Raw genomic sequence first — 20,648 nt, forward strand, 5'->3', positions numbered from 1 at the left:
CTTAATTCGATTCGTCGAATTAAGCTTTTTTTCCTTTTCAAAAAGCTGCCCCCCAAATGCAAGCATGCATGTAAGTCCTGTCGATATTTCATACTAAGAAATACAGGGTTGCATGGTAGATAAGTCCTGTTTTTATCAGATAAACAAGGAAGAGACAGGCGTTTGTTGCGACAAGACTGTCATCAGTGGTACAATTTAAGGATACGAACGCAAGGGAAAGGGGTTCACCGATGCTAGGACTAGTGAAGAAAATTTTTGGTGATTCCAATGAACGGGAGATTAAACGGATGCTCAAGGCCGTTGATTACATCAACGAGCTCGAAGCTGGCATTAAGCCGCTGTCCGATGACGAGTTAAGAGGGAAGACAACGGAGTTCAGAGAGCGCCTGGAGAAAGGTGAGGAAATCGATGATTTGCTGCCTGAGGCGTTTGCTGTTGTTCGAGAAGCAGCATGGCGTGTGCTCGGCAAGCGTCACTATGATGTTCAACTCATCGGGGGTATGGTGCTGCACGAAGGCCGTATCGCGGAGATGCGCACAGGGGAAGGGAAAACGCTAGTTGGGACGCTTCCTGTTTATTTGAACGCTTTGCTTGGTAAAGGCGTGCATGTGGTTACCGTAAATGATTACTTGGCACAGCGGGATAGTGCCGAGATGGGTCAAATTTATCAATTCCTCGGCCTAACGGTTGGGGTAAACTTACACGATTTGTCTCACGAAGAGAAGCAAGCGGCTTACGCTTGTGATATTACATATGGAACGAATAATGAATACGGCTTTGACTATCTGCGTGACAACATGGTGCTATACAAAGAGCAGATGGTTCAACGTCCGCTGTACTATGCCGTAATCGATGAGGTTGACTCCATTCTAGTCGATGAGGCCAGAACGCCTTTGATTATTTCTGGACAAGCTGCCAAGTCTACCGATATGTATTTCACGGCTGACCGTTTTGTGTCGAAGCTGACAGAGGAAGAAGATTACACGATTGATATCAAAGTCCGCGCAGTTGCGTTGACGGAAGAAGGAGTGGCGAAGGCGGAGCGAGCTTTCGGCATCGAGAATTTATTTGATCATCAGAATGTCAATATCAACCACCACATCACACAAGCGCTCAAAGCGCGTTTCATCATGAAACGTGACGTGGACTACGTTGTTCAAGAAGAAGAAGTCATGATCGTTGACGAATTTACGGGTCGTATCATGACAGGCCGTCGTTATAGTGATGGGCTGCATCAAGCGATTGAGGCCAAAGAGCAATTGAAAGTTCAGAATGAGAGCATGACACTCGCAACGATTACGTTCCAGAACTATTTCCGGATGTACCGCAAGCTGGCGGGGATGACGGGGACGGCGAAGACGGAAGAAGAAGAGTTGAAGAAAATCTACGGTCTGGATGTTATTATCGTCCCGACGAACCGTCCAATGATTCGTAAGGATCTGCCGGATGTTGTGTATAAATCGGAAAATGGTAAATTCAGAGCCGTTGTTGAGCAAATTGTGGAGCGCCACAAGTTAAATCAACCCGTGCTTGTTGGTACGGTATCGATCGAGAATTCCGAGCGCCTGTCTGAGATGCTGAAGAAAAAAGGCATTCAACACAAGGTTCTTAATGCTAAGTACCATGCGGAAGAAGCGGAAATCGTTTCTCGTGCGGGACAGCCGGGGGCCGTTACGATCGCAACGAATATGGCGGGTCGTGGTACGGACATTATGTTGGGTGAAGGCGTACACGATATTGGCGGCTTGCATATCATAGGTACAGAACGTCATGAGAGCAGACGGATCGATAACCAGCTCCGCGGTCGTGCGGGTCGTCAAGGGGATCCAGGTTCCTCCCAGTTCTACCTCTCCCTAGAGGATGAATTGATGAAACGTTTTGGCGCTGAAAATATTATGGCCATGATGGATCGTCTCGGAATGGAAGAAGATCAGCCGATCGAGAGTAAATTGATCTCGCGTGCGGTTGAATCTGCCCAGAAGCGTGTTGAGGGTAACAACTTTGACGTGCGTAAAGTGGTCCTGCAATATGACGATGTTATGAATCAACAACGTGAAATTATTTATAAACAGCGCCGTGAGCTGCTGGAGTCTGAGAATATCCGCGAAGTCATCGAGGGTATGATCGCAGCAGTGGTGGAGCGCGTTGTGAAAGTACACTGTCCGGAAGAGCAAATTCCAGAAGAGTGGGAACTGCTTGAAGTTGCGAATTTCGTCAACAACAATTTGCTGCATGACGACGCTCAGATCTCTGAGCAAGATATCTGGGGCAAAGAGCAAGACGAGATCATTGAGCACATTAATGCGCTTGTGAGGAAGCGTTACGATGAGCGTGAAGCGGAAATTAGTCCAGAATTCATGCGTGAATTTGAGAAGGTTGTTGCGCTTCGCGCCGTAGATAGCAAATGGATGGATCATATCGATGCGATGGATCAATTGCGTCAAGGTATCCACCTTCGCGCTTACGGCGGTACAGATCCACTTCGTGAGTACCAATTCGAAGGCTTCGAGATGTTCCAAGAAATGATCGAAAGCATTCGTGAAGAAGTGGCAATGTATGTCATGAAAGCACACGTACAGAGCAATCTGGAGCGCCAAGCGGTAGCTGAGGGTCAAGCGGTCGATACGAAAAACGAAGCGGGCGGCAAGAAACCACTTGTGCGCAGCGATGAGCAGCGCATTGGACGCAACGACGCATGCCCTTGCGGCAGCGGGAAGAAGTTCAAGCAGTGCCATGGACAAGGGATGTAAGCCTTTTGTAAGCAAAGCAACCTGAGTCTACCTGCAAGCCTGCAAGATGAATAAATGAGGTGTAAGACATGCTGGAACCAGAAGTAAAACAAGACCTAAGAGAAACAGCGAAGCGACTAACCGAATTACGGGGGTCTCTTTGACTTAGATCATAAGCTAGAAGCAATTGCAGATTTTGAGGAAAAAATGGGCGCACCGGACTTCTGGGACGATAACGAACGTGCCCAGAAGACCATCGCGGACCTCAACGCCATCAAGAGTGTCGTTGAGCAGTTCCAGGGCTTCTCGAACGAGTTTGATGACTTGCAGGTCATGGTGGAGCTCGAGGAGGAGGAAAGCGATGCGGGTCTCGTGAAAGACATCGAGACTGGCATCAAAGCTTTGATCAAGAAGCTCGAATCCTTCGAGCTTGGCCTCTTGCTCAATCAGCCGTACGACAGGCTGAACGCGATCCTCGAGCTGCATCCAGGCGCTGGCGGCACCGAGTCGCAGGACTGGGCCGAGATGCTGCTGCGCATGTACCGCCGCTGGGCGGAGAAGCGGGGCTACAAAGTCGAGGTGCTCGACTATTTGCCTGGCGACGAAGCCGGCGTGAAGAGTGTCACGCTGCAGATCACTGGCTTCAACGCCTACGGCTATTTGAAGGCAGAGAAGGGCGTGCACCGGCTCGTGCGCATCTCGCCGTTCGACGCCTCTGGCCGTCGCCACACCTCCTTCGCGTCGTGTGATGTGATGCCAGAGATCGAAGACGACACCGACGTAGGCGAGATTCGCTCGGAGGATCTCAAGATCGATACGTACCGCGCAAGCGGCGCGGGCGGTCAACATATTAACACCACGGACTCGGCTGTGCGGATTACGCACATTCCGACAGGTGTGGTGGTGAGCTGTCAGCAAGAGCGCTCGCAGATCAAGAACCGCGAGAAAGCGATGAAGATGCTGCGCTCCAAGCTCTACGAGCGGAAGATCGAAGAGCAGATGAAACAGCTGGCCGAGATTCGCGGCGAGCAGTCGGATATTGCGTGGGGCAGTCAGATTCGTTCTTACGTGTTCCATCCGTACAGCATGGTGAAAGATCACCGAACGTCCGCCGAGACGGGGAACGTTGGCGCGGTCATGGACGGCGATCTCGATACGTTCATCGATGCGTATTTGCGTCATCAGATTCGGAAGCCAGAGTAACGAGCGAAGTTTATGCATGTATAGTGTAATAATCGTCGATCCTACACCTAAGGGGTGTAGGATTTTTCATTGTCATCCAAGGGGGAACATCAATGTCCAGAAGAGAACCGCGGCTGCGGATTGGAAGTCCGGCCCACACCGCCTTTGAATATGTGTTAATGCTAGTGGGCTCGCTGATCATGGCGGCTAGCTTTAATAGCTTTTTGAACCCGAACCAGATCGCTACGGGCGGCGTGTCAGGGATTTCTACCATTTTGCAGGAAGTAACGGGACTGAAACCAGCGTACACGCAGTGGGCGCTTAACATCCCAATTTTATTGCTCGCCATATGGCTAGTGGGCAAAAAATTCGGGGTTAAAGCTGTTGTCGGTTCGATCATTTTTCCGTTCTGCGTACTCGCGACTAGTCATCTCGGTGTGCCCACGCATAATCCGCTGCTAGCGGCTGTGTATGGGGGGATCGGCGTCGGTCTAGGCTTGGGAATTGTATTTAAGGGACGAGGTTCCACAGGCGGATTAGGGCTGGCAGCACAAATTTTACATAAATATTCAGGCTTAAGCTTAGGTTTTTCGGTTGCCATTTTCGATGGTGTAGTCATTATTAGCTCTGCGCTGGTGTTCACACCGGAGAATGCGCTCTATGGAATGATCGGCTTATTCGTCACCACGAAAACGATCGATATCGTGCAAATTGGCTTCAACTACGCGAAAGTAGCTTTTATTATCTCGGATCACACGGATGCCATTCGTAAAGCGATTTTGTATGACTTGGATCGAGGATTGACTGAGCTGAGCGGTGCTGGCGGGTTTACCGGGGAATCGCGGACAGTCATGATGGTCGTCGTGAAACAGAATGAAGTTAGTCGGTTGAAAACACTGGTGCAAGCGGTTGATCCGCAGGCTTTTGTCATTTTGAGCGAAACGAATGAGGTATTGGGCGAAGGCTTTAAGCGTCACGCATAAGGAAATTGTGAAAAACCATGGGGATAACGTTGCCTCGTGGTTTTTTGGTTTGTGGATAAGTTGTTGGTATTTTGTGTATAACATCTATGTTTATCCACAACATGGGAGTAAAAATGTGTACAAGATGAGTTATCTAACAGAATTTGCCTTTTTGCCTGAGAGTTTGGGATAATGGATAAGTTGGATGGATTGCAGGGATGGATCTTCACTTGTAGATACGATTTTATGCACGACAAACGTAAATTTCATGCATAATGTGTATATGACCGCTAGTAGTCAGACTATTCAGACATTGCAACAGGAAGCTGATTTCCATAAGCGAAAGCCTTGAAATGACTTGCTGTATCGTAAATTTAACCGCGCAAAAAGCGCGAAAAAATTCATTGTATTATGATGTATACGAATGTATAATAATACATATATTTTTGGAGTATCGGGAGGTCATGGGAATGAGTCAGAACATGAGAGCGGCTATTATTGGAGCTACAGGGTACGGCGGCGCGGAGTTGATCCGTCTTTTGCAGGCGCATCCGTATGTGCAGATTACGTCCGTCATTTCAACATCGAATGCGGGAGCGCCATTGGCGGAGCATTTTCCACATTTGCAGGAAGTGGTTGTGGATATTCTGGATGCGTTGGACGTTGAGCTGATTGCAGGCAAAGCGGATGTTGTGTTCTTGGCGACACCAGCAGGCGTGAGTGCGGAGCTTTCACCGAAGCTGCTTGCCGCAGGCTTGAAGGTCATAGATATTTCGGGGGATTTGAGACTGAAGTCCGCTAGCGACTATGAAAAATGGTACAAAAAACCGGCCGCGTCCGAAGAAGCTTTGGCTCGTTCGATCTATGGTCTGTCCGAAGTGTTCGGGGACGAAGTGAAGGGCAGCGATCTGATCGCGAACCCAGGCTGCTATCCGACAGCAACGTTGCTGGGTCTGATTCCTGCGGTGAAAGCGGGATGGATTGACCCATCCACAATTATTATTGATGCGAAGTCCGGTGTTTCTGGCGCAGGTCGCGGGTTAAGCTTAACCGCACACTACTCAGAAGTGAATGAGAATTTATCAGCTTACAAAATAAATAAACACCAGCACATCCCGGAAATTGAGCAAGCGCTGAGCCGTATTGCAGGCAAACCGGTTGTGACGACGTTCACGACACATCTTGTCCCTATGACACGCGGGATTATGTCCACGATGTATGCCACGGTACAAGGGGAACACTCGACGGAGGAATTCATTGAGTTGTACCGTCAGTTCTATGAAGGCCGTAAATTCGTGCGGATTCGCCAGCAAGGGAAGTACCCTGCGACGAAGGAAGTTATGGGCTCGAACTTCTGTGATATCGGTTTTGCTGTGGATGAGCGCACAGGGCGTGTAACAATTGTGTCGGTCATCGACAATGTCGTGAAGGGCGCGGCAGGTCAAGCTATTCAGAATTTAAATATTATGCAGGGCTGGGACGAAACGACAGGGTTGTTGTTCGCGCCGGTGTATCCATAACAAGAAGATAAGGATGGGTGAGAAGACAACCATGTCGGATAAAGTTAGCTTTACTGTGGTGCCAGAGGGAACGGTAACAACACCGAAAGGTTTTCGTGCAGGCGGACTGCACTGCGGATTGAAGAAGACAGAGCGCTATGATCTCGGCGCAATCCTGTGTGATGTGCCAGCGTCAGCGGCAGGCGTGTACACGCTGAACGCGTTCCAAGCGGCACCGCTGCGCGTGACGCAAGAGAGTATCGCCCACAGCGGTAAGCTGCAAGCGATGATCGTGAATAGCGGCAACGCCAACGCGTGCACGGGCCAGCAAGGCGAAGACGACGCTCGCGCGATGCGCGCGGCAAGCGCGAAGGCACTTGGCGTAGCGGAGCATCACGTAGGCGTGACGAGCACGGGCGTAATCGGCGAGCTATTGCCGATGAGCAAAGTGCTAAGCGGCATTGAGCAGCTGCCAGCGAAGGTTAAGGCAGACGGCGGCGAAGACTTCTGCCAGGCGATCCTAACGACGGATCTCGTGCAGAAGATGACGTGTGTCCGTGTTGTGGTTGGCGGCAAAGAGGTGCACATTGCCGGGGCAGCGAAAGGTTCGGGGATGATTCACCCGAACATGGCGACGATGCTCGGTTTCATGACAACCGACGTCGCGATTGAGAGCGAATACCTGCAGCTTTTGCTAAGCAGGATTACAGATAGCACGTTCAACATGATCACGGTTGACGGAGATACAAGCACCAACGACATGGTGGTGGTGATGGCGAGCGGTTTGGCTGGCGGAGACTCCTTGCATCCGGGGCACCCGGATTGGGAAGCTTTCGCAGCCGGGTTCCAATACGTCGGCGAGTACCTCGCCAAAGCGATTGCGCGCGACGGCGAAGGCGCGACGAAGCTGATCGAGACGACGGTCATCGGCGCAGAGAGCGATGATGCGGCACGGAAGATCGTGAAGTCGATCATCGGCTCAAGCCTCGTGAAGTCCGCTGTGTACGGCGCGGATGCGAACTGGGGCCGGATCATTGCGGCTGTCGGTTACTCGGGACAGCCAGTGAACGTGAACACGGTCGATATTCGCCTTGGCGATATCGCTGTGCTAGAGCAGTCGCGTCCCGTGAAGTTCGACGAGGAAGCGGCTCTAGCTTATTTGAAAACAGACACGATTCAAATTCATGTGAATTTACATATGGGCGAAGGCAAAGCAACGGGCTGGGGCTGCGACTTGACCTATGATTATGTGCGTATCAATGCGGCATATCGGACGTAAGGGGGACATTTAGCAGTGAAGAACAATTGCTTTGTGATGAAATGCGGAGGCAGCACGCTTGCGGCGCTGCCGACTAGTTTTTTTGAAGATATGCGCCAACTTCAGGAAGAGGGCATCGTCACCGTCATCGTGCATGGCGGCGGTCCTGCGATCTCGGAGACGTTAGGCAAACTCGGCATTGAGTCTGGCTTTGTGAACGGGCTGCGAGTTACGAATGAAGCGGTGCTGGATGTGGTAGAAATGGTGCTATCCGGCCAGATTAACAAGGAAATCGTGCGACGTATTCAGTTGACGGGTGCAACAGCGCTCGGATTGTCCGGTGTGGATGGACATCTAATCGAAGCGAAGCCTGTTGCGAACAGCCATGAAGTGGGTCTTGTTGGCGACGTAACGAAGGTTAACGCAGAGCTGATTCAAGGGATCGTGAGCATGGGCTACATCCCGGTTATCGCACCTGTAGGCCTTGGCGCCGATGGCGGGCAGCGCTATAACATTAACGCCGACACGGCTGCAGGCGCTGTCGCTTCCCACCTTGGCGTGGAGCAGATGATCGTTGTCACCGACGTTCCTGGCATCATGAAGGTCGTAGACGGCGAGAAGCAAGTCCTTCCAGTCGTCAGCGTAGCCGAGATTGAAGAGATGATCACCAGCGGCGACATTTACGGAGGCATGATTCCGAAGGTGCGCGCAGCGATTGCATGTATACAAGGGCAAGTACAGGAAGTTGTCATTGTGAACGGTTCGGAGCCGAACGTGTTAAGCAAAGTGCTGAAAGGCGAAGGCATCGGCACGCGTATTGTGCGGTAACCAAACAACCCATAAGTTGAGCTTACGAAGCTAGTTTTCTAACGAAAACTTTTAGGAGGTAAGGACATGACAGAACAAGGAAAAAGCTCGCTCTTTCCAACCTACAGCAGATATCCAATTACGCTAGTGAAAGGTGAAGGCAGCCGACTGTGGGATGACACAGGCAAAGAGTACATCGACATGATGAGCGGGATTGCGGTTGCTGCACTCGGACATGCGCCGAAGGAAATTAAGGAGAAGCTAATCGAGCAGTTGGATCAGCTGTGGCATGTAGGGAATCTTTTCCACATTCCGAATCAAGAGAAATTAGCTGGGTTATTGACGGCGAATAGCTGTGCGGACAATGTGTTTTTCTGCTCCACAGGTGCGGAGGCGAATGAGGGTGCGATCAAGCTAGCGCGTCGCTACTCGCAAAAGATTCTGAACAACGGTCGGTACGAGATTATTACGTTCAACATGTCCTTCCACGGACGCACGCTGGCTACATTAACTGCGACGGGTCAGGATAAAGTAAAGGAAGGCTTCCTTCCGCTGCCTGAAGGATTCGTCTACGCCAACTACAACGACATCGAATCGGTCCGCAGTCTCGTAAACGAGCGTACGTGTGCGGTAATGCTGGAATTCGTACAAGGCGAAGGCGGCGTGCTGCCAGCTGACCCTGAGTTCGTGAAACAGCTGGCTGCGTTATGCAAAGAGCACAATCTCCTTCTCATTGCGGATGAAATCCAGACGGGCGTAGGGCGTACGGGCAAGCTTTTTGCTTACGAGCATTATGGCGTAGAGCCAGATATTTTCACCTTGGCCAAAGGTCTTGGCGGCGGGTTCCCGATTGGTGCGATGCTAGGCAAAGGGTACTTGGCCGAAGCGTTCAACGCAGGCAGTCACGGTTCCACATTCGGCGGCACGCCGATTGCCACAGCAGCTGGACATGCGGCGCTTAGCACGATTATCTCGAATCAATTGCCAGAGCGCGCAGCTCAATTAGGCGAGTATACGGTGAAGAAGTTGGAGAGCGCGTTGGCGGGCAATCCGCTCGTGAAGAGTATTCGTGGCATCGGTCTTCTGATCGGGATCGAATTAACTCAGCCTGCTAGCGAGATCATCAGTGAGATTCATAAGCAAGGTGTGCTGGTCATTCCAGCAGGTCCTAACGTGATTCGTTTAGTGCCGGCGTTAACGATACCGCAAGCAGATTTGGATCAAGCGTTAGATGTGGTGTGCGGTGTCCTCTCCCAGAAGGCATCAACGATCAGCGGCGTCTAACTGAAGTTTACAGTAGAGAGGAACGGATTCTATGAATACGACAGTCCAAGAAGAACTGGCTGCCCAGTTGAAGGGCAAGGATTTTCTGGCTTTAATTGATTATACATCCGAAGAAATTGAATACTTAATTCATTACGGCATCGAACTGAAGCGCAAGCAGAAGGCGAGAGAGCCGCACCCGATTCTAGCGGGCAAAACGTTGGGGATGATTTTTGAGAAATCCTCTACGCGTACGCGGGTTTCCTTTGAAGTGGGGATGTACCAATTAGGCGGGCAAGCGCTGTTCCTAAGCAAAAATGACCTGCAGCTGGGCCGCGGTGAGACGGTATGGGATACCGCCCAAACGCTGTCCCGTTACCTAGACGGGATCATGATTCGGACCTACGAGCACCGCAAGGTGATCGATTTGGCGCGCGGGGCAACGGTACCTGTTATTAACGGCTTAACCGATCATGCGCACCCTTGCCAAGTCATGGCCGATTATCAGACGGTTTTGGAGAAAAAAGGCCGCCTAAGAGGCATCAAAGTCGCCTATATCGGCGATGGCAATAACATGGTGCACTCTTTGATGATGGGAGCTAGCAAGCTGGGGATGGATTTCGCAATCGCTTCGCCAGAAGGCTATGATGCCGACAAAGAAGTGATCCGTCAATCCAAGGAAAACGCGGCAGAAACAGGTGCAAGCCTGCTCGTCACGCGCGATCCGCGCGAAGCGGTTGAGAATGCCGACATCATCTACACGGATGTATGGGCGAGCATGGGTCAAGAAGCTGAGCAGCAACAGCGCGAAATCGCGTTCAAGAACTACCAAGTCAACGAAGCTTTGACGAAATATGCGAAGCCGGATTACTTGTTCATGCATTGCTTGCCTGCCCACCGCGGGGAAGAAGTGAGCGAAGGCGTCATCGACGGTAAGCATTCCATCATTTTCGATCAAGCAGAGAATCGTCTTCATGCGCAAAAGGCCATTATGGCCGCGACTATGATATAAAATTTCAAATGTGAGAGTAGAAACGGAGCGAAGAACAGACATGGCTAAGGAAAAAATCGTACTCGCGTATTCAGGCGGGTTGGATACATCAGTTATCCTCAAATGGTTAAAAGAAACGTATGACGCCGAAATCATCGCATTCACAGCGGATATCGGGCAAAAGGATGAGCTTGACGGTTTGGAAGAAAAAGCGTTGGCAACCGGCGCATCCAAAATCTACATCGACGATCTGCGCGCTGAGTTCGCGAAAGATTTCATCAACCCGATGTTCCAAGCGGCTGCGCTTTATGAAGGGCAATACCTGCTCGGCACGTCCATTGCGCGTCCTTTGATCGCTAAGCGCATGGTTGAGATCGCGCGCGCTGAAGGCGCAACAGCGATTGCTCACGGCGCTACAGGCAAAGGGAACGACCAAGTACGCTTTGAACTAACAGCAGCGGCGCTTGCGCCTGAGTTGTCCGTGATTGCGCCTTGGCGTTTGGAAGCATTCCGCGAGCAGTTCCCAGGCCGCGCAGAGATGATCGCTTACGCAGAGAAGCATAACATTCCAGTAACAGCATCCGCTGCGAAGCCGTATTCCACAGACCGCAACTTGCTGCACATCTCTTTCGAGAGCGGCATGTTGGAAGATCCTTGGTTCGATCCGTCAGCAACGTCTAACAAAGATATGTTCGTACTGAGCGTAGACCCTGAGGATGCGCCAGATCAAGCGGAATACATCGAGCTTGAGTTCGCGCAAGGCGATTGTGTTGCTATCAACGGTACGCAGCTTTCCCCGCTTGAAGTGATGGAAACGTTGAACGAAATCGGCGGCAAACACGGGATTGGCCGTGTAGACATGGTGGAGAACCGTTTCGTCGGCATGAAGAGCCGCGGCGTATATGAAACACCAGGAGGTACAATTCTTTTCACCGCTCACCGCAAAATGGAATCCCTAACGATGGACCGCGATGTGATGCATCTGCGTGATTCCTTGATCTCCAAATATGCCTCCCTTGTTTACAACGGATTCTGGTTCGCACCTGAGCGTTTGGCGATTCAAGCGCTTGTATCCGAGAGCCAAAAGAACGTATCTGGTACGGTTCGCCTGAAATTGTACAAAGGTAACGTAATTGGGGCAGGCGTGAAAAGCCCTGTATCCCTGTACAATCCAGATATCGCAACGATGGAAGCGGATCCTACGAAAGCTTACGACCAAGGCGACGCTACAGGCTTTATCCGCTTGAACGCGCTGCGCTTGAAAGTAGGCTCCGGCGTGGAGCAGAACGCGAAGAAATAAGGATTTAACACTGGCTTTCCCTCGAGGAAAGCCTTTGGGCTATTCAGAGCGGCGCGGATGTGCGCCGTACCGAGATCACGAGATTCGAGAGGAGTTATGCACGGTGTCAAAGCTTTGGGGTGGACGTTTCACGAAACAAACCGACCAACTGGTCGAAGAATATACAGCTTCCATTACGTTCGATAAAGAGCTTGCCGAGGAAGATATCGAGGGCAGCTTGGCGCACGTGACAATGCTGGGCAAATGCGGCATCTTGCCTGCGGACGATGTTGAGAAAATCAAAGACGGCTTGCTGCAAGTGCAGGGCATGATTCGCCGCGGCGAGCTGGCGTACACGATTCAGAATGAAGATATTCATATGAATATTGAGAAAACCTTGATCGACCTGATCGGTCCTGTCGGCGGCAAGCTGCACACGGGCCGCAGCCGTAACGATCAGGTGGCGACCGACATGCATCTCTACCTGCGCAAGCGCGTGGTCGAGTTCGTGGGCCTGCTCATCAAGCTGCAAGAAGCGCTGCTTGAGAAAGCCAAGGCTAATCTCGATACGATTATCCCAGGATACACGCATCTGCAGCGTGCGCAGCCGATCTTGTTCGCGCATCATCTGATGGCCTACGTCAGCATGTTCCAGCGTGACCTGGAGCGCTTGCAGGACAGCTACAAGCGCGTAGATATGCTGCCGCTCGGCGCTGGCGCGCTCGCGGGCACGACCTTCCCGATCGACCGCCATTTCGTGGCGGAGCAGCTCGGGTTCGGACGCGTGTACGAGAACTCCCTCGACGCGGTCAGCGACCGCGACTTCATTCTGGAGTTCCTCTCCAACGCGTCCATGATCATGATGCACCTTTCTCGCTTCTGCGAGGAAATGGTGCTCTGGTCTTCGACCGAGTTCGCGTTCATCGAACTCGATGATGCGTTCTGCACCGGCAGCTCGATTATGCCGCAGAAGAAGAACCCGGACGTCGCGGAGCTTGTCCGTGGTAAAACGGGCCGCGTCTATGGCAACTTGTTCGGTCTATTGACCGTACTCAAGTCGCTGCCGCTGGCGTACAACAAGGACATGCAGGAAGACAAAGAAGGCATGTTCGATACCGTTCGTACCCTGCAAGGGGCGCTGCAATTGTTTGCGCCGATGGTGTCCACAATGAAAGTGAACACAGGGCGCATGCGCCAAGCTGTGAACCAAGACTTCTCCAACGCGACGGACATCGCGGATTACCTCGTGAACAAAGGACTTCCGTTCCGCCAAGCGCACGAAGTCATCGGCAAGACGGTTCTGTATTGCATCCAGAACAACAAATATCTCCTCGATATGAACATCGAAGAGTTCAAAACATTCTCCGAGCTGTTCGAGTCCGATATTTATGCGGTGCTTCAGCCCGAGCAAGTCGTCAACGCGCGTAACGTGTACGGCGGTACGGCTTCGAACCAAGTTAGCGGCGCGATCAGCCGCGCGGAGCAAGTGCTTGCCGACTCGCAGGCATGGTTAAATGACTATTTAGAGAAAAGCAAATAAACTTCGAATATGCAAGCAAAAAGACGCTCCCAGAACCATGTATCTCGTGGATTTGGAGGCGTCTTTACTGTAATTTGGTCTAAACCTTAAACTGTTCAATCACTTGCTGCAGCTGCGCAGACATCTCGTTCAAGTTTCTCACGGATGTTGCGATTCCGTCGATGCTGGATAGCTGTGTTTCGGTCAAAGCGGATATCGTTTGTGCAGTGCCAGCGGATTGGCTAGCGGAGTTTTCCATATCGGACAAGGATTGAAGCACCTGCTGTGAAGTGGCTGCCATGAACCCGGCTTCAGATGATGCTTGCTGCACCTGTTCAAGTACTTCTTTCACAGCGCCATGGATGCTTTGGAAAGCAAAGCCAGTTTCCTGCAAGGTGCCAACGCTGGCTGCGATTTCTTCATCGCCTTTACGCATCGTCTCCACAGCTCCCTGAATGTCGCCTTGAATGCCTGAGATCAATTCCGTCACCTGTTCGGTAGATTGTTTGGAACGTTCGGCTAGCTTCTTAACTTCGCCTGCAACGACCGCAAACCCTTTGCCATGTTCTCCTGCTCGTGCCGCTTCAATCGAGGCATTCAGAGCGAGCAAATTAGTTTGCGAGGAAATGTCGGAAATGATCGAAACAATTTCGCCAATTTGCAGAGAGCGTTCACGCAGCAAATTGATGGTGCTGGACAGGTTGTCCATGGTTGAGCTTACGACTCGCATTTGTTCGTTGGTCTGCTGGATGAATGCATTACCTTTTTCCGCTTCCAGTACGGTGGTTTCTGACAAATTGAAGGCAGTTGAGGAACTGGCTGCGACCTGTTGAATGCTATTTGATAATTCCTTCATCGCTGTCGAGCTCTCGATCACACTCGCTGCATGTGTATGCGTACTTGCTGCCACAACATGCATAACGGAGGAGATATGATTGGCTGATTCCACCATGCCATTCAGTGTGAGTGCAACTTGATTAGATTCTTTGTTCAGTGCACCTGAGCTTGTATTTGCTTGGGAAACGAGTTCCCGGATATAGGATTTCATTTGATTGAAGGATGCGGCTAGCTTGCCAATTTCATCACGGTTCGTTACATTGAGATCCGTCATCACCAAATTACCGATGGCAATCTGACTGGCCTGACGCTCTACTCGAACGAGTGGCTTGGAGATATGTCTAGCGAAGAGAATCAGGACCGCTAAACCAACCACCAGACAACTGACGAAAGTAATAATAATGGTGCGCAATATATCAGCTTGTCCTGCGTTATAATCCTGTAAGTAAGAGCCAGCGGATACGATCCACCCCCACTGCGGATCCTTCTCAGCGTACGTGATTTTCATCGCTTCCTTCGTTGATCCAGGCAGAGGCCACATGTAAGTTGTGAACCCACCGCCATTTTCAGCTTTTTGAATCATCTCCTGGATAAAAAGCTGGCCATCATTCGATTTCTTATCCCAAATGTTCTGGCCTTCTAAGGAAGGATGCGCGACTTCGTTTCCTTTATTATCGAGGACAAAGAAGTATCCGTTTTTGCCTAAGTCGATCTTTGGATTGATGGGGCGTTTGCCGTCTTTTTTCGGTCCGAGCATCCAGACTTTCACTTTCTCTTGCGCTTCTTCTTTGGTCATACTCCCTGATTTGACGGAATCATCGAAGGATTGGATTAGTTGAATCGACATTTGAACAGCGTTTCTTAAGTCTTTTTCAATTAAGGTATTGGTGACTTGGGAAGAAACGTAATAGGAGATGCTGCCTAAGATAAGAATAGGAATAAGCAGTAGAAGCAGTGATGTTGTCACAATCTTCATCTGAATATTTATTTGCAATTTTTTTAACATATGGTTAATTATCCCTACTTTCTGTATAATTTTGTATGTATTCGGTTCTGTTGATGGAATTCCTCCTATTACGACAAAATACAACAGAAAATGGTAAAAAAGGCCTAATCCGCAGCGAATGCGAATTAAGCCTTTTTCCAATCAGTTAGGTTATCTGCTTTTCACTTCGATGTAACCTGTGTCGGCGCGAGCTGTCAGCTTCTTGCTGCCATTGCCAATCGTGCCTTTTGCCTCGTTATGTGACGTCTTCTGTATGGACATGCCTGGGATTTGCAGGTTGGCGCTGCCTGTATCTGTTCTCAGATCAAAGCTTGCATCCGTTGGCGGCGTGTTTAGTTCAACACGGATCGACCCTGTGTCGCTATCTAAATTGACGGAATCGCCGAGCTCGCGGAGCGAAGCGGTAATGGAGCCTGTGTCAGTTCTCAGTTTCATGTTTCCCTGACCGTCATTGAGGTGAATGCTGCCTGTGTCGGTTTGGAGACTCAATGTTTTCCCTTCGAACCGGTCAATCGTGATCGATCCCGTATCGGTACTAGCTGTTAATTTCTCAGCGTTCACATCCTTGAAGGAAATGGCACCTGTATCTGTGCTGACGGTGATGGCTTTGTACAGTTTATCGGGCAGTGCGACTTCGGTACGTAGTTTAAAGTCCTGGCCGCTGATCAACCGCTTCAGCTCGGTAAGGTCGAAGCCGATATCGATGTGGTTTTTCTTTTTCGGACATACATCGACACGCCAGCCGTTCGTCCCCTCCGTCACCGCTTCGATGGTGCAGCTCTGCACTTCCTCCTCACGAGCGGAACCTGTCACATGCACGGTAATTTCATCGGTATTGCTTGGCACAAAGGTAACGCCTGTCAGGTTGTTTTGAATCGTTAATGTATCGATCGCGGATGCGGAAATTTTTTTCTCCATATCCATATTAGAGACACCAGTTTCTAAGTCTAAGGACTGGAAAGACACCGCTGCGCCAACCAGGCCGATTGCTAGGCAGAGAAAGCCTGTCACTAAGAAAAATTTCGCTTTATTTGGCATGGCTTAAACCCCCTTGATCAGTTTGGCATTGAATTGAATGTACTTCCAGCTTAGCTTGAAAAATAACTTCAGCAGCATCGAGCTCAACGTCGTGAGTATGATGCCTAAGCCGAAGCAGGCGAGCATCGCAAATGATACGAATTGAAAGTCACTGCCAGACATTCCTGCGAGGCTGGTGAGGACGCCGATCACAGGTGCGATTAATAAAGCGAAGCCAGCTGCGAAGAACGCAATCAACGCTGCGCAGACCCCGAACCAAGGTCCGACAACGAACATGAGATTGAAGAAACCAAGCATAATCGAAATGATGATCGCCTTAATGCCCGTGTCGGTTTTGGTCGGGTAAGGTTTCGGATATGGTGCGCTGTACATTGGTGGAAAATGCGGCTGCGGCGGTTTCGTGTAAGCCGGCGGCTCCCAAGCTGGCGGGGCTTGCGGCGCGATTTTCGAGTCAAATACTGGCTCATTCGGCTCCATATAAGGCGCAGCTGGCGGTTCAGGGAGATCGTCACTCGCCACAGACATTGGCGGCGCTTCCCCCGTAGGTCTAAGCAGATCCTCTTTCACGGAAGGTGCCTCCTTGTGGGCATCCCAATTCGGTACGCGCGGATAGCCAAGCGATTGCGCTACCTCGTCTTCGTGTTTGCCATTTTCAACGGCTTTCTGAAACAACTCTTCATAGACTTTCAATATATTGTGGCGCTCCTTCTCGGGAAGTCCGCGCAAACGATAGTTTAATTCTTTGAAATAATCCGATTTACTCATCACTTGGCCTCCTTAAATCCTCTTTCGATAGTCTTATCATAAAAGAAAAAAGTCATAATGACGTAGTAACTACAGTCACATGACCTTCACGTTTTTCACCGTATAAGGGAGATTACTGAGCGGAAAATGCACTTACGCCATCTTCGACAATGGGCTGTTTAGGCGCAGAATCTTGAGGCTTAGCATCGCCGCGATTGGCAGCAATCATCGTAGGTACAGGCGAGTACTGATCTTTGGAGATCAGTTCCTTGCTGACAATTGTGCCATTCTCTCGCTTCGTGCGATACGTCTCCACCTTGTACCCGGCTTTGCCAGAGGAGATCGGACGTTCCAAGCCTGGGGGTAAGTTCGGATTGTTCACGTACTTGACCGGCGGTTGAATCGTCTCGACGACCGTAGAGTCAATGTCATAGGTGATCGAGGGGTTGGGATGACCAAATAATTTGACGGTTACGGCTCCATCGGTCGTCATCGTGCGTATCCATACATAGCTGCTCGTATTATTGCGGAATTTGAAGTTAATATAGCCGTTAGCGAAGGTCGCATCCTGCCCTAATGGCACATAGCTAACGGGAAGCGAGTGGTTGCGCCGTTCGACAATTTCTAGGCCGCTGCGCAGAACCGCATTGTACAGGGTTGAGGAGACTTGGCAGATTCCGCCGCCAATGCCCGGGACAAGGGTGCCATTAAGAATGACAGGCGCTTCCTTGTATCCGAATTTGGCTTCGGTTTGGGCAATAATTTTGGCGTAATCGAACGTATCGTTAGGGGCCATCAAGTAATCTTGAATGGTTGTTGCCGTTGCCTTAATATTATGAACCCGCCCTTCGCCCGAAAGGGGAAAGGTGGTGGTGAACTCGGCCATTTTGCCCGTAATGCCTTGTTGCCGAAGGGAAGCCACGGTGACAGAGGGGCTCATCTCATAGATCGGCAGGGAGATCCCGATTTGCGCGGCATGTGTTACTGTGCCCAGGGTTGGAGCCATCGTGAGCAGCTGCTCCTGCAGATGCGCGGTATCAATACGGAGGACATTCTGCTCAGACTCGTAAGTGATCTGGTCCTTCGCCTTTAGAACCCGTTTAGCTGCTATGGGTTGTTTCGCATACAGCTCTTTCCATGAGGTCTTCACCGTGGCATTCAGCTGATCAGGGTCTACCGAAACGGGAAGCGGAATCGCAACATTTCTGAGGGTCCATCGGGCTTTGATACGTGTATAAAGGGAGCGGGACGTCCATTGTGCCATGGATTGTGTGAGCATTGCTTGATCGTAGTGAACGCCTAGTTGCCCGAGCGGCAATTTTCTGGTGGGCACGTCCGCATACGACGTTTGCAGAACGACAGGGAAAGCCGACAGCTGCTTCAAGCGTTGAGTTAACTGGCTTTGGAAAGTCTCATAAGTCATTCCGCCTACACGCCAGCCCGCAATTGTGACACCAGGAGCGAAGGTAGATTGTGAGCCATATCGATAGAGGGCAGCGCCGCATGCGCCTAACAGGACGAGTGTAATCCCCGAGACGAGGAGCCAGGTTTTCAATGGGCGTGTCATGAACAGCCTCTCCTTTACATACGAATGAGTTACAGCCTGTCTTTTTATATGTATCAATGGGCGGACGAATTTAGTACAGAATCAGGATTCGGCTAAAATATGTACAAAAATTGGCATCATGACGGGATTCTCCATCATTTTCAAAGTCGATATAGAAGGAATTTCACCTTTTATGTCGAATGGATATAGGCTGTCTATACAGCAGAGAGACTTTGAGTAAAACTCAAAGATCCCTATATTAGGATGTGATATTGTGATCGAAATGCAGGACGTATGGAAAACGTACTCCAACGGAACTCATGCATTGAGAGGAATTAATGTAAAAGTGGACCGCAATGAATTCGTATATGTTGTCGGGCCTTCCGGTGCAGGAAAATCTACTTTTATGAAGTTAATGTATAGAGAAGAACGGCCTACCAAAGGTCAAATTTTCGTAAACGGCTTTAATTTGGAGAAATTGAAACAGCGCAAGATCCCGTATGTTCGTCGAAATATCGGTGTTATTTTCCAAGATTATCGTTTGCTGCCGAAGTTAAGCATTTTCGAAAATATCGCTTTCGCCATGGAAGTGATTGAAGCGCCGAAGAAGCAGATCAAGAAGCGCACGATGGAAGTACTCGAGCTCGTGAAGCTCAAAGACAAGGCCAATTCACTCCCGTCGCAGCTCTCCGGTGGCGAACAGCAGCGCGTTGCTATTGCCCGGGCAATAATCAATAACCCGTCTGTCATCATCGCCGATGAGCCGACAGGGAATTTAGACCCAGAAACATCATGGGGCATCATGAAATTGATGGAGGAAATTAATTTCCGCGGCACGACCATCGTCATGGCAACACACAACAAAGAAATCGTGAATACGATGCGCAAGCGCGTTATTGCGATTGAGAATGGCCTTATTGCTCGCGATCAAGCACGGGGGGAATATGGCTATGAAGATTAGTACGGCTGCTCGACATTTGCGAGAAGGTACGAAAAATGTCGTGCGCAATGGCTGGATGACCTTCGCATCCATCAGCTCTATCGCAATTTCCTTATTTATTCTTGGTGTATTCGTCTTGATCACACTGAACGTGAACGATGTGGCTACGCAAATTGAGCAACAGGTTGAAATTAATGTGTACCTAGAGGTTAACACGCCTCAGAGCCAGATCACCTTGCTTGAAACTCAAATGAAAGCAATCCCTGAGGTCAAAACGATTAAATTCGTTTCCAAGGAAGAAGGACTCGTTTACTTGCGTCAGAAGCTTGGTGAAAGCGGCAAGGCGCTCCTGGATGGCTTTGAAGGGGATAACAATCCGCTGAATGATGCGTTCACGATCGAAGTGGATGACCCGCGGAACGTGGCCCATGTCGCAGATCAGATTTCGGCCTTGAACGCGGATAAGGATCCGAAACCGATTTATAAAGTGAATTACGGCAAGGGAACGGTCGAAGCGCTGTTCAAAGTGACGAAGATTGCTCGCTGGATCGGTATCGGAATCGTCATCCTGCTGTCGTTTACGGCGGTATTCCTGATTGCCAATACGATCAAAATTACGATTTTGGCAAGACAAAGAGAAATTTCAATTATGAAGCTCGTCGGTGCGACGAATTCTTTTATCCGGTGGCCGTTCTTCATTGAAGGGGCGTTGCTCGGTATCATTGGTTCCATTGTTCCAACTGGTATTATTCTTGGAGGTTATTGGAAGCTGCTTCATATTAGTTCACTCAACTTGAATTTGATGATGATTCAGTTGACGCCTTTCGGCAGCATTGCACCTACATTGACCATTCTCTTAATCGGTTTGGGTATTGTGATTGGTATTTGGGGATCGCTGATCTCCGTCCGTAAATTCCTACGAGTGTAAATATTGAAGAAATTGGGGCAGAGTGTTCCTCTGGCCTCCTTTTTTTCTTGGTTTCATTTTCAAAGATTCATAGATTTGCAACTTAGAACGTAAGAGATTCAAACCATACATGCCGTATTA

At 50.2% G+C, this 20,648-nt stretch carries 16 protein-coding genes; 12 read left to right on the plus strand and 4 right to left on the minus strand.

Features of this window, described 5'->3' with window-relative positions; genetic code table 11:
* Positions 1–230: 230 nt before the first annotated feature.
* From secA to argH, 10 genes are all read left to right on the plus strand, one after another.
* Positions 231–2,750: a preprotein translocase subunit SecA gene (secA, locus tag MJB10_RS00620; RefSeq protein WP_314805430.1), complete on the plus strand. Its 2,520-nt coding sequence runs from the start codon at positions 231–233 to the stop codon at positions 2,748–2,750.
* A 68-nt stretch (positions 2,751–2,818) separates the two neighbouring features.
* Positions 2,819–3,932 (plus strand): peptide chain release factor 2 gene (prfB, locus tag MJB10_RS00625; RefSeq protein ID WP_314800497.1). Its coding sequence is split into 2 segments (ribosomal slippage): positions 2,819–2,890 and positions 2,892–3,932, totalling 1,113 coding nucleotides; the frame shifts between segments, so codons are not numbered across the junction.
* A 92-nt stretch (positions 3,933–4,024) separates the two neighbouring features.
* A complete protein-coding gene (locus MJB10_RS00630) occupies positions 4,025–4,894 on the plus strand; it encodes a YitT family protein (RefSeq protein WP_314800499.1) in 870 nt (289 codons plus the stop codon).
* A 449-nt stretch (positions 4,895–5,343) separates the two neighbouring features.
* Positions 5,344–6,393 carry an N-acetyl-gamma-glutamyl-phosphate reductase gene (gene argC, locus MJB10_RS00635; RefSeq protein ID WP_314800501.1) on the plus strand — a complete coding sequence of 350 codons (1,050 nt, stop codon included), beginning with the start codon at positions 5,344–5,346 and terminating at the stop codon, positions 6,391–6,393.
* A 13-nt stretch (positions 6,394–6,406) separates the two neighbouring features.
* Positions 6,407–7,651: a bifunctional glutamate N-acetyltransferase/amino-acid acetyltransferase ArgJ gene (gene argJ, locus MJB10_RS00640; protein WP_314800504.1), complete on the plus strand. Its 1,245-nt coding sequence runs from the start codon at positions 6,407–6,409 to the stop codon at positions 7,649–7,651.
* A gap of 36 nt (positions 7,652–7,687) precedes the next feature.
* Positions 7,688–8,458, plus strand: coding sequence for an acetylglutamate kinase (gene argB / locus MJB10_RS00645; RefSeq protein WP_314805432.1), 771 nt, complete (start codon positions 7,688–7,690; stop codon positions 8,456–8,458).
* Between the two features lie 66 nt (positions 8,459–8,524).
* Positions 8,525–9,721, plus strand: coding sequence for an aspartate aminotransferase family protein (locus MJB10_RS00650; protein WP_314800506.1), 1,197 nt, complete (start codon positions 8,525–8,527; stop codon positions 9,719–9,721).
* Positions 9,722–9,752: 31 nt separating this feature from the next.
* On the plus strand, positions 9,753–10,712 hold the full coding sequence (argF, locus tag MJB10_RS00655; RefSeq protein ID WP_314800509.1) for an ornithine carbamoyltransferase: 960 nt from the start codon (positions 9,753–9,755) through the stop codon (positions 10,710–10,712).
* A 40-nt stretch (positions 10,713–10,752) separates the two neighbouring features.
* Positions 10,753–11,991, plus strand: coding sequence for an argininosuccinate synthase (locus MJB10_RS00660; RefSeq protein ID WP_314800512.1), 1,239 nt, complete (start codon positions 10,753–10,755; stop codon positions 11,989–11,991).
* 103 nt (positions 11,992–12,094) lie between these two features.
* The gene (gene argH / locus MJB10_RS00665) at positions 12,095–13,510 is read left to right on the plus strand and encodes an argininosuccinate lyase (protein WP_314800515.1); all 1,416 of its coding nucleotides are present in this window, start codon (positions 12,095–12,097) and stop codon (positions 13,508–13,510) included.
* 79 nt (positions 13,511–13,589) lie between these two features.
* Here argH and MJB10_RS00670 read toward each other — a convergent pair whose 3' ends face one another.
* The 4 genes from MJB10_RS00670 to MJB10_RS00685 all read right to left on the minus strand — a co-directional run bounded on the left by MJB10_RS00670 (position 13,590) and on the right by MJB10_RS00685 (position 18,681).
* Positions 13,590–15,332 (minus strand): methyl-accepting chemotaxis protein, encoded by a 1,743-nt coding sequence (locus MJB10_RS00670; protein WP_314800517.1) that lies wholly within the window; start codon positions 15,330–15,332, stop codon positions 13,590–13,592.
* Between the two features lie 150 nt (positions 15,333–15,482).
* Entirely contained in the window at positions 15,483–16,370 is an 888-nt protein-coding gene (locus MJB10_RS00675) for a DUF4097 family beta strand repeat-containing protein (protein WP_314800519.1), read from the minus strand.
* A 3-nt stretch (positions 16,371–16,373) separates the two neighbouring features.
* Positions 16,374–17,135: a DUF1700 domain-containing protein gene (locus tag MJB10_RS00680; protein WP_314800522.1), complete on the minus strand. Its 762-nt coding sequence runs from the start codon at positions 17,133–17,135 to the stop codon at positions 16,374–16,376.
* Between the two features lie 112 nt (positions 17,136–17,247).
* Complete coding sequence (locus MJB10_RS00685) at positions 17,248–18,681, minus strand: VanW family protein (protein ID WP_314800524.1); 1,434 nt, start codon at positions 18,679–18,681, stop codon at positions 17,248–17,250.
* A gap of 253 nt (positions 18,682–18,934) precedes the next feature.
* Here MJB10_RS00685 and ftsE point away from each other — a divergent pair, with 253 nt between their 5' ends.
* Entirely contained in the window at positions 18,935–19,621 is a 687-nt protein-coding gene (gene ftsE / locus MJB10_RS00690) for a cell division ATP-binding protein FtsE (RefSeq protein WP_314800528.1), read from the plus strand.
* The gene (gene ftsX / locus MJB10_RS00695) at positions 19,611–20,528 is read left to right on the plus strand and encodes a permease-like cell division protein FtsX (RefSeq protein WP_314800531.1); all 918 of its coding nucleotides are present in this window, start codon (positions 19,611–19,613) and stop codon (positions 20,526–20,528) included. The genes ftsE and ftsX overlap by 11 nt, the downstream gene beginning before the upstream one ends.
* Positions 20,529–20,648: the final 120 nt, after the last annotated feature.

The organism is Paenibacillus sp. MBLB1832, from assembly GCF_032271945.1.
GTDB classification, from domain to species: Bacteria; Bacillota; Bacilli; order Paenibacillales; family NBRC-103111; genus Paenibacillus_E; species Paenibacillus_E roseopurpureus.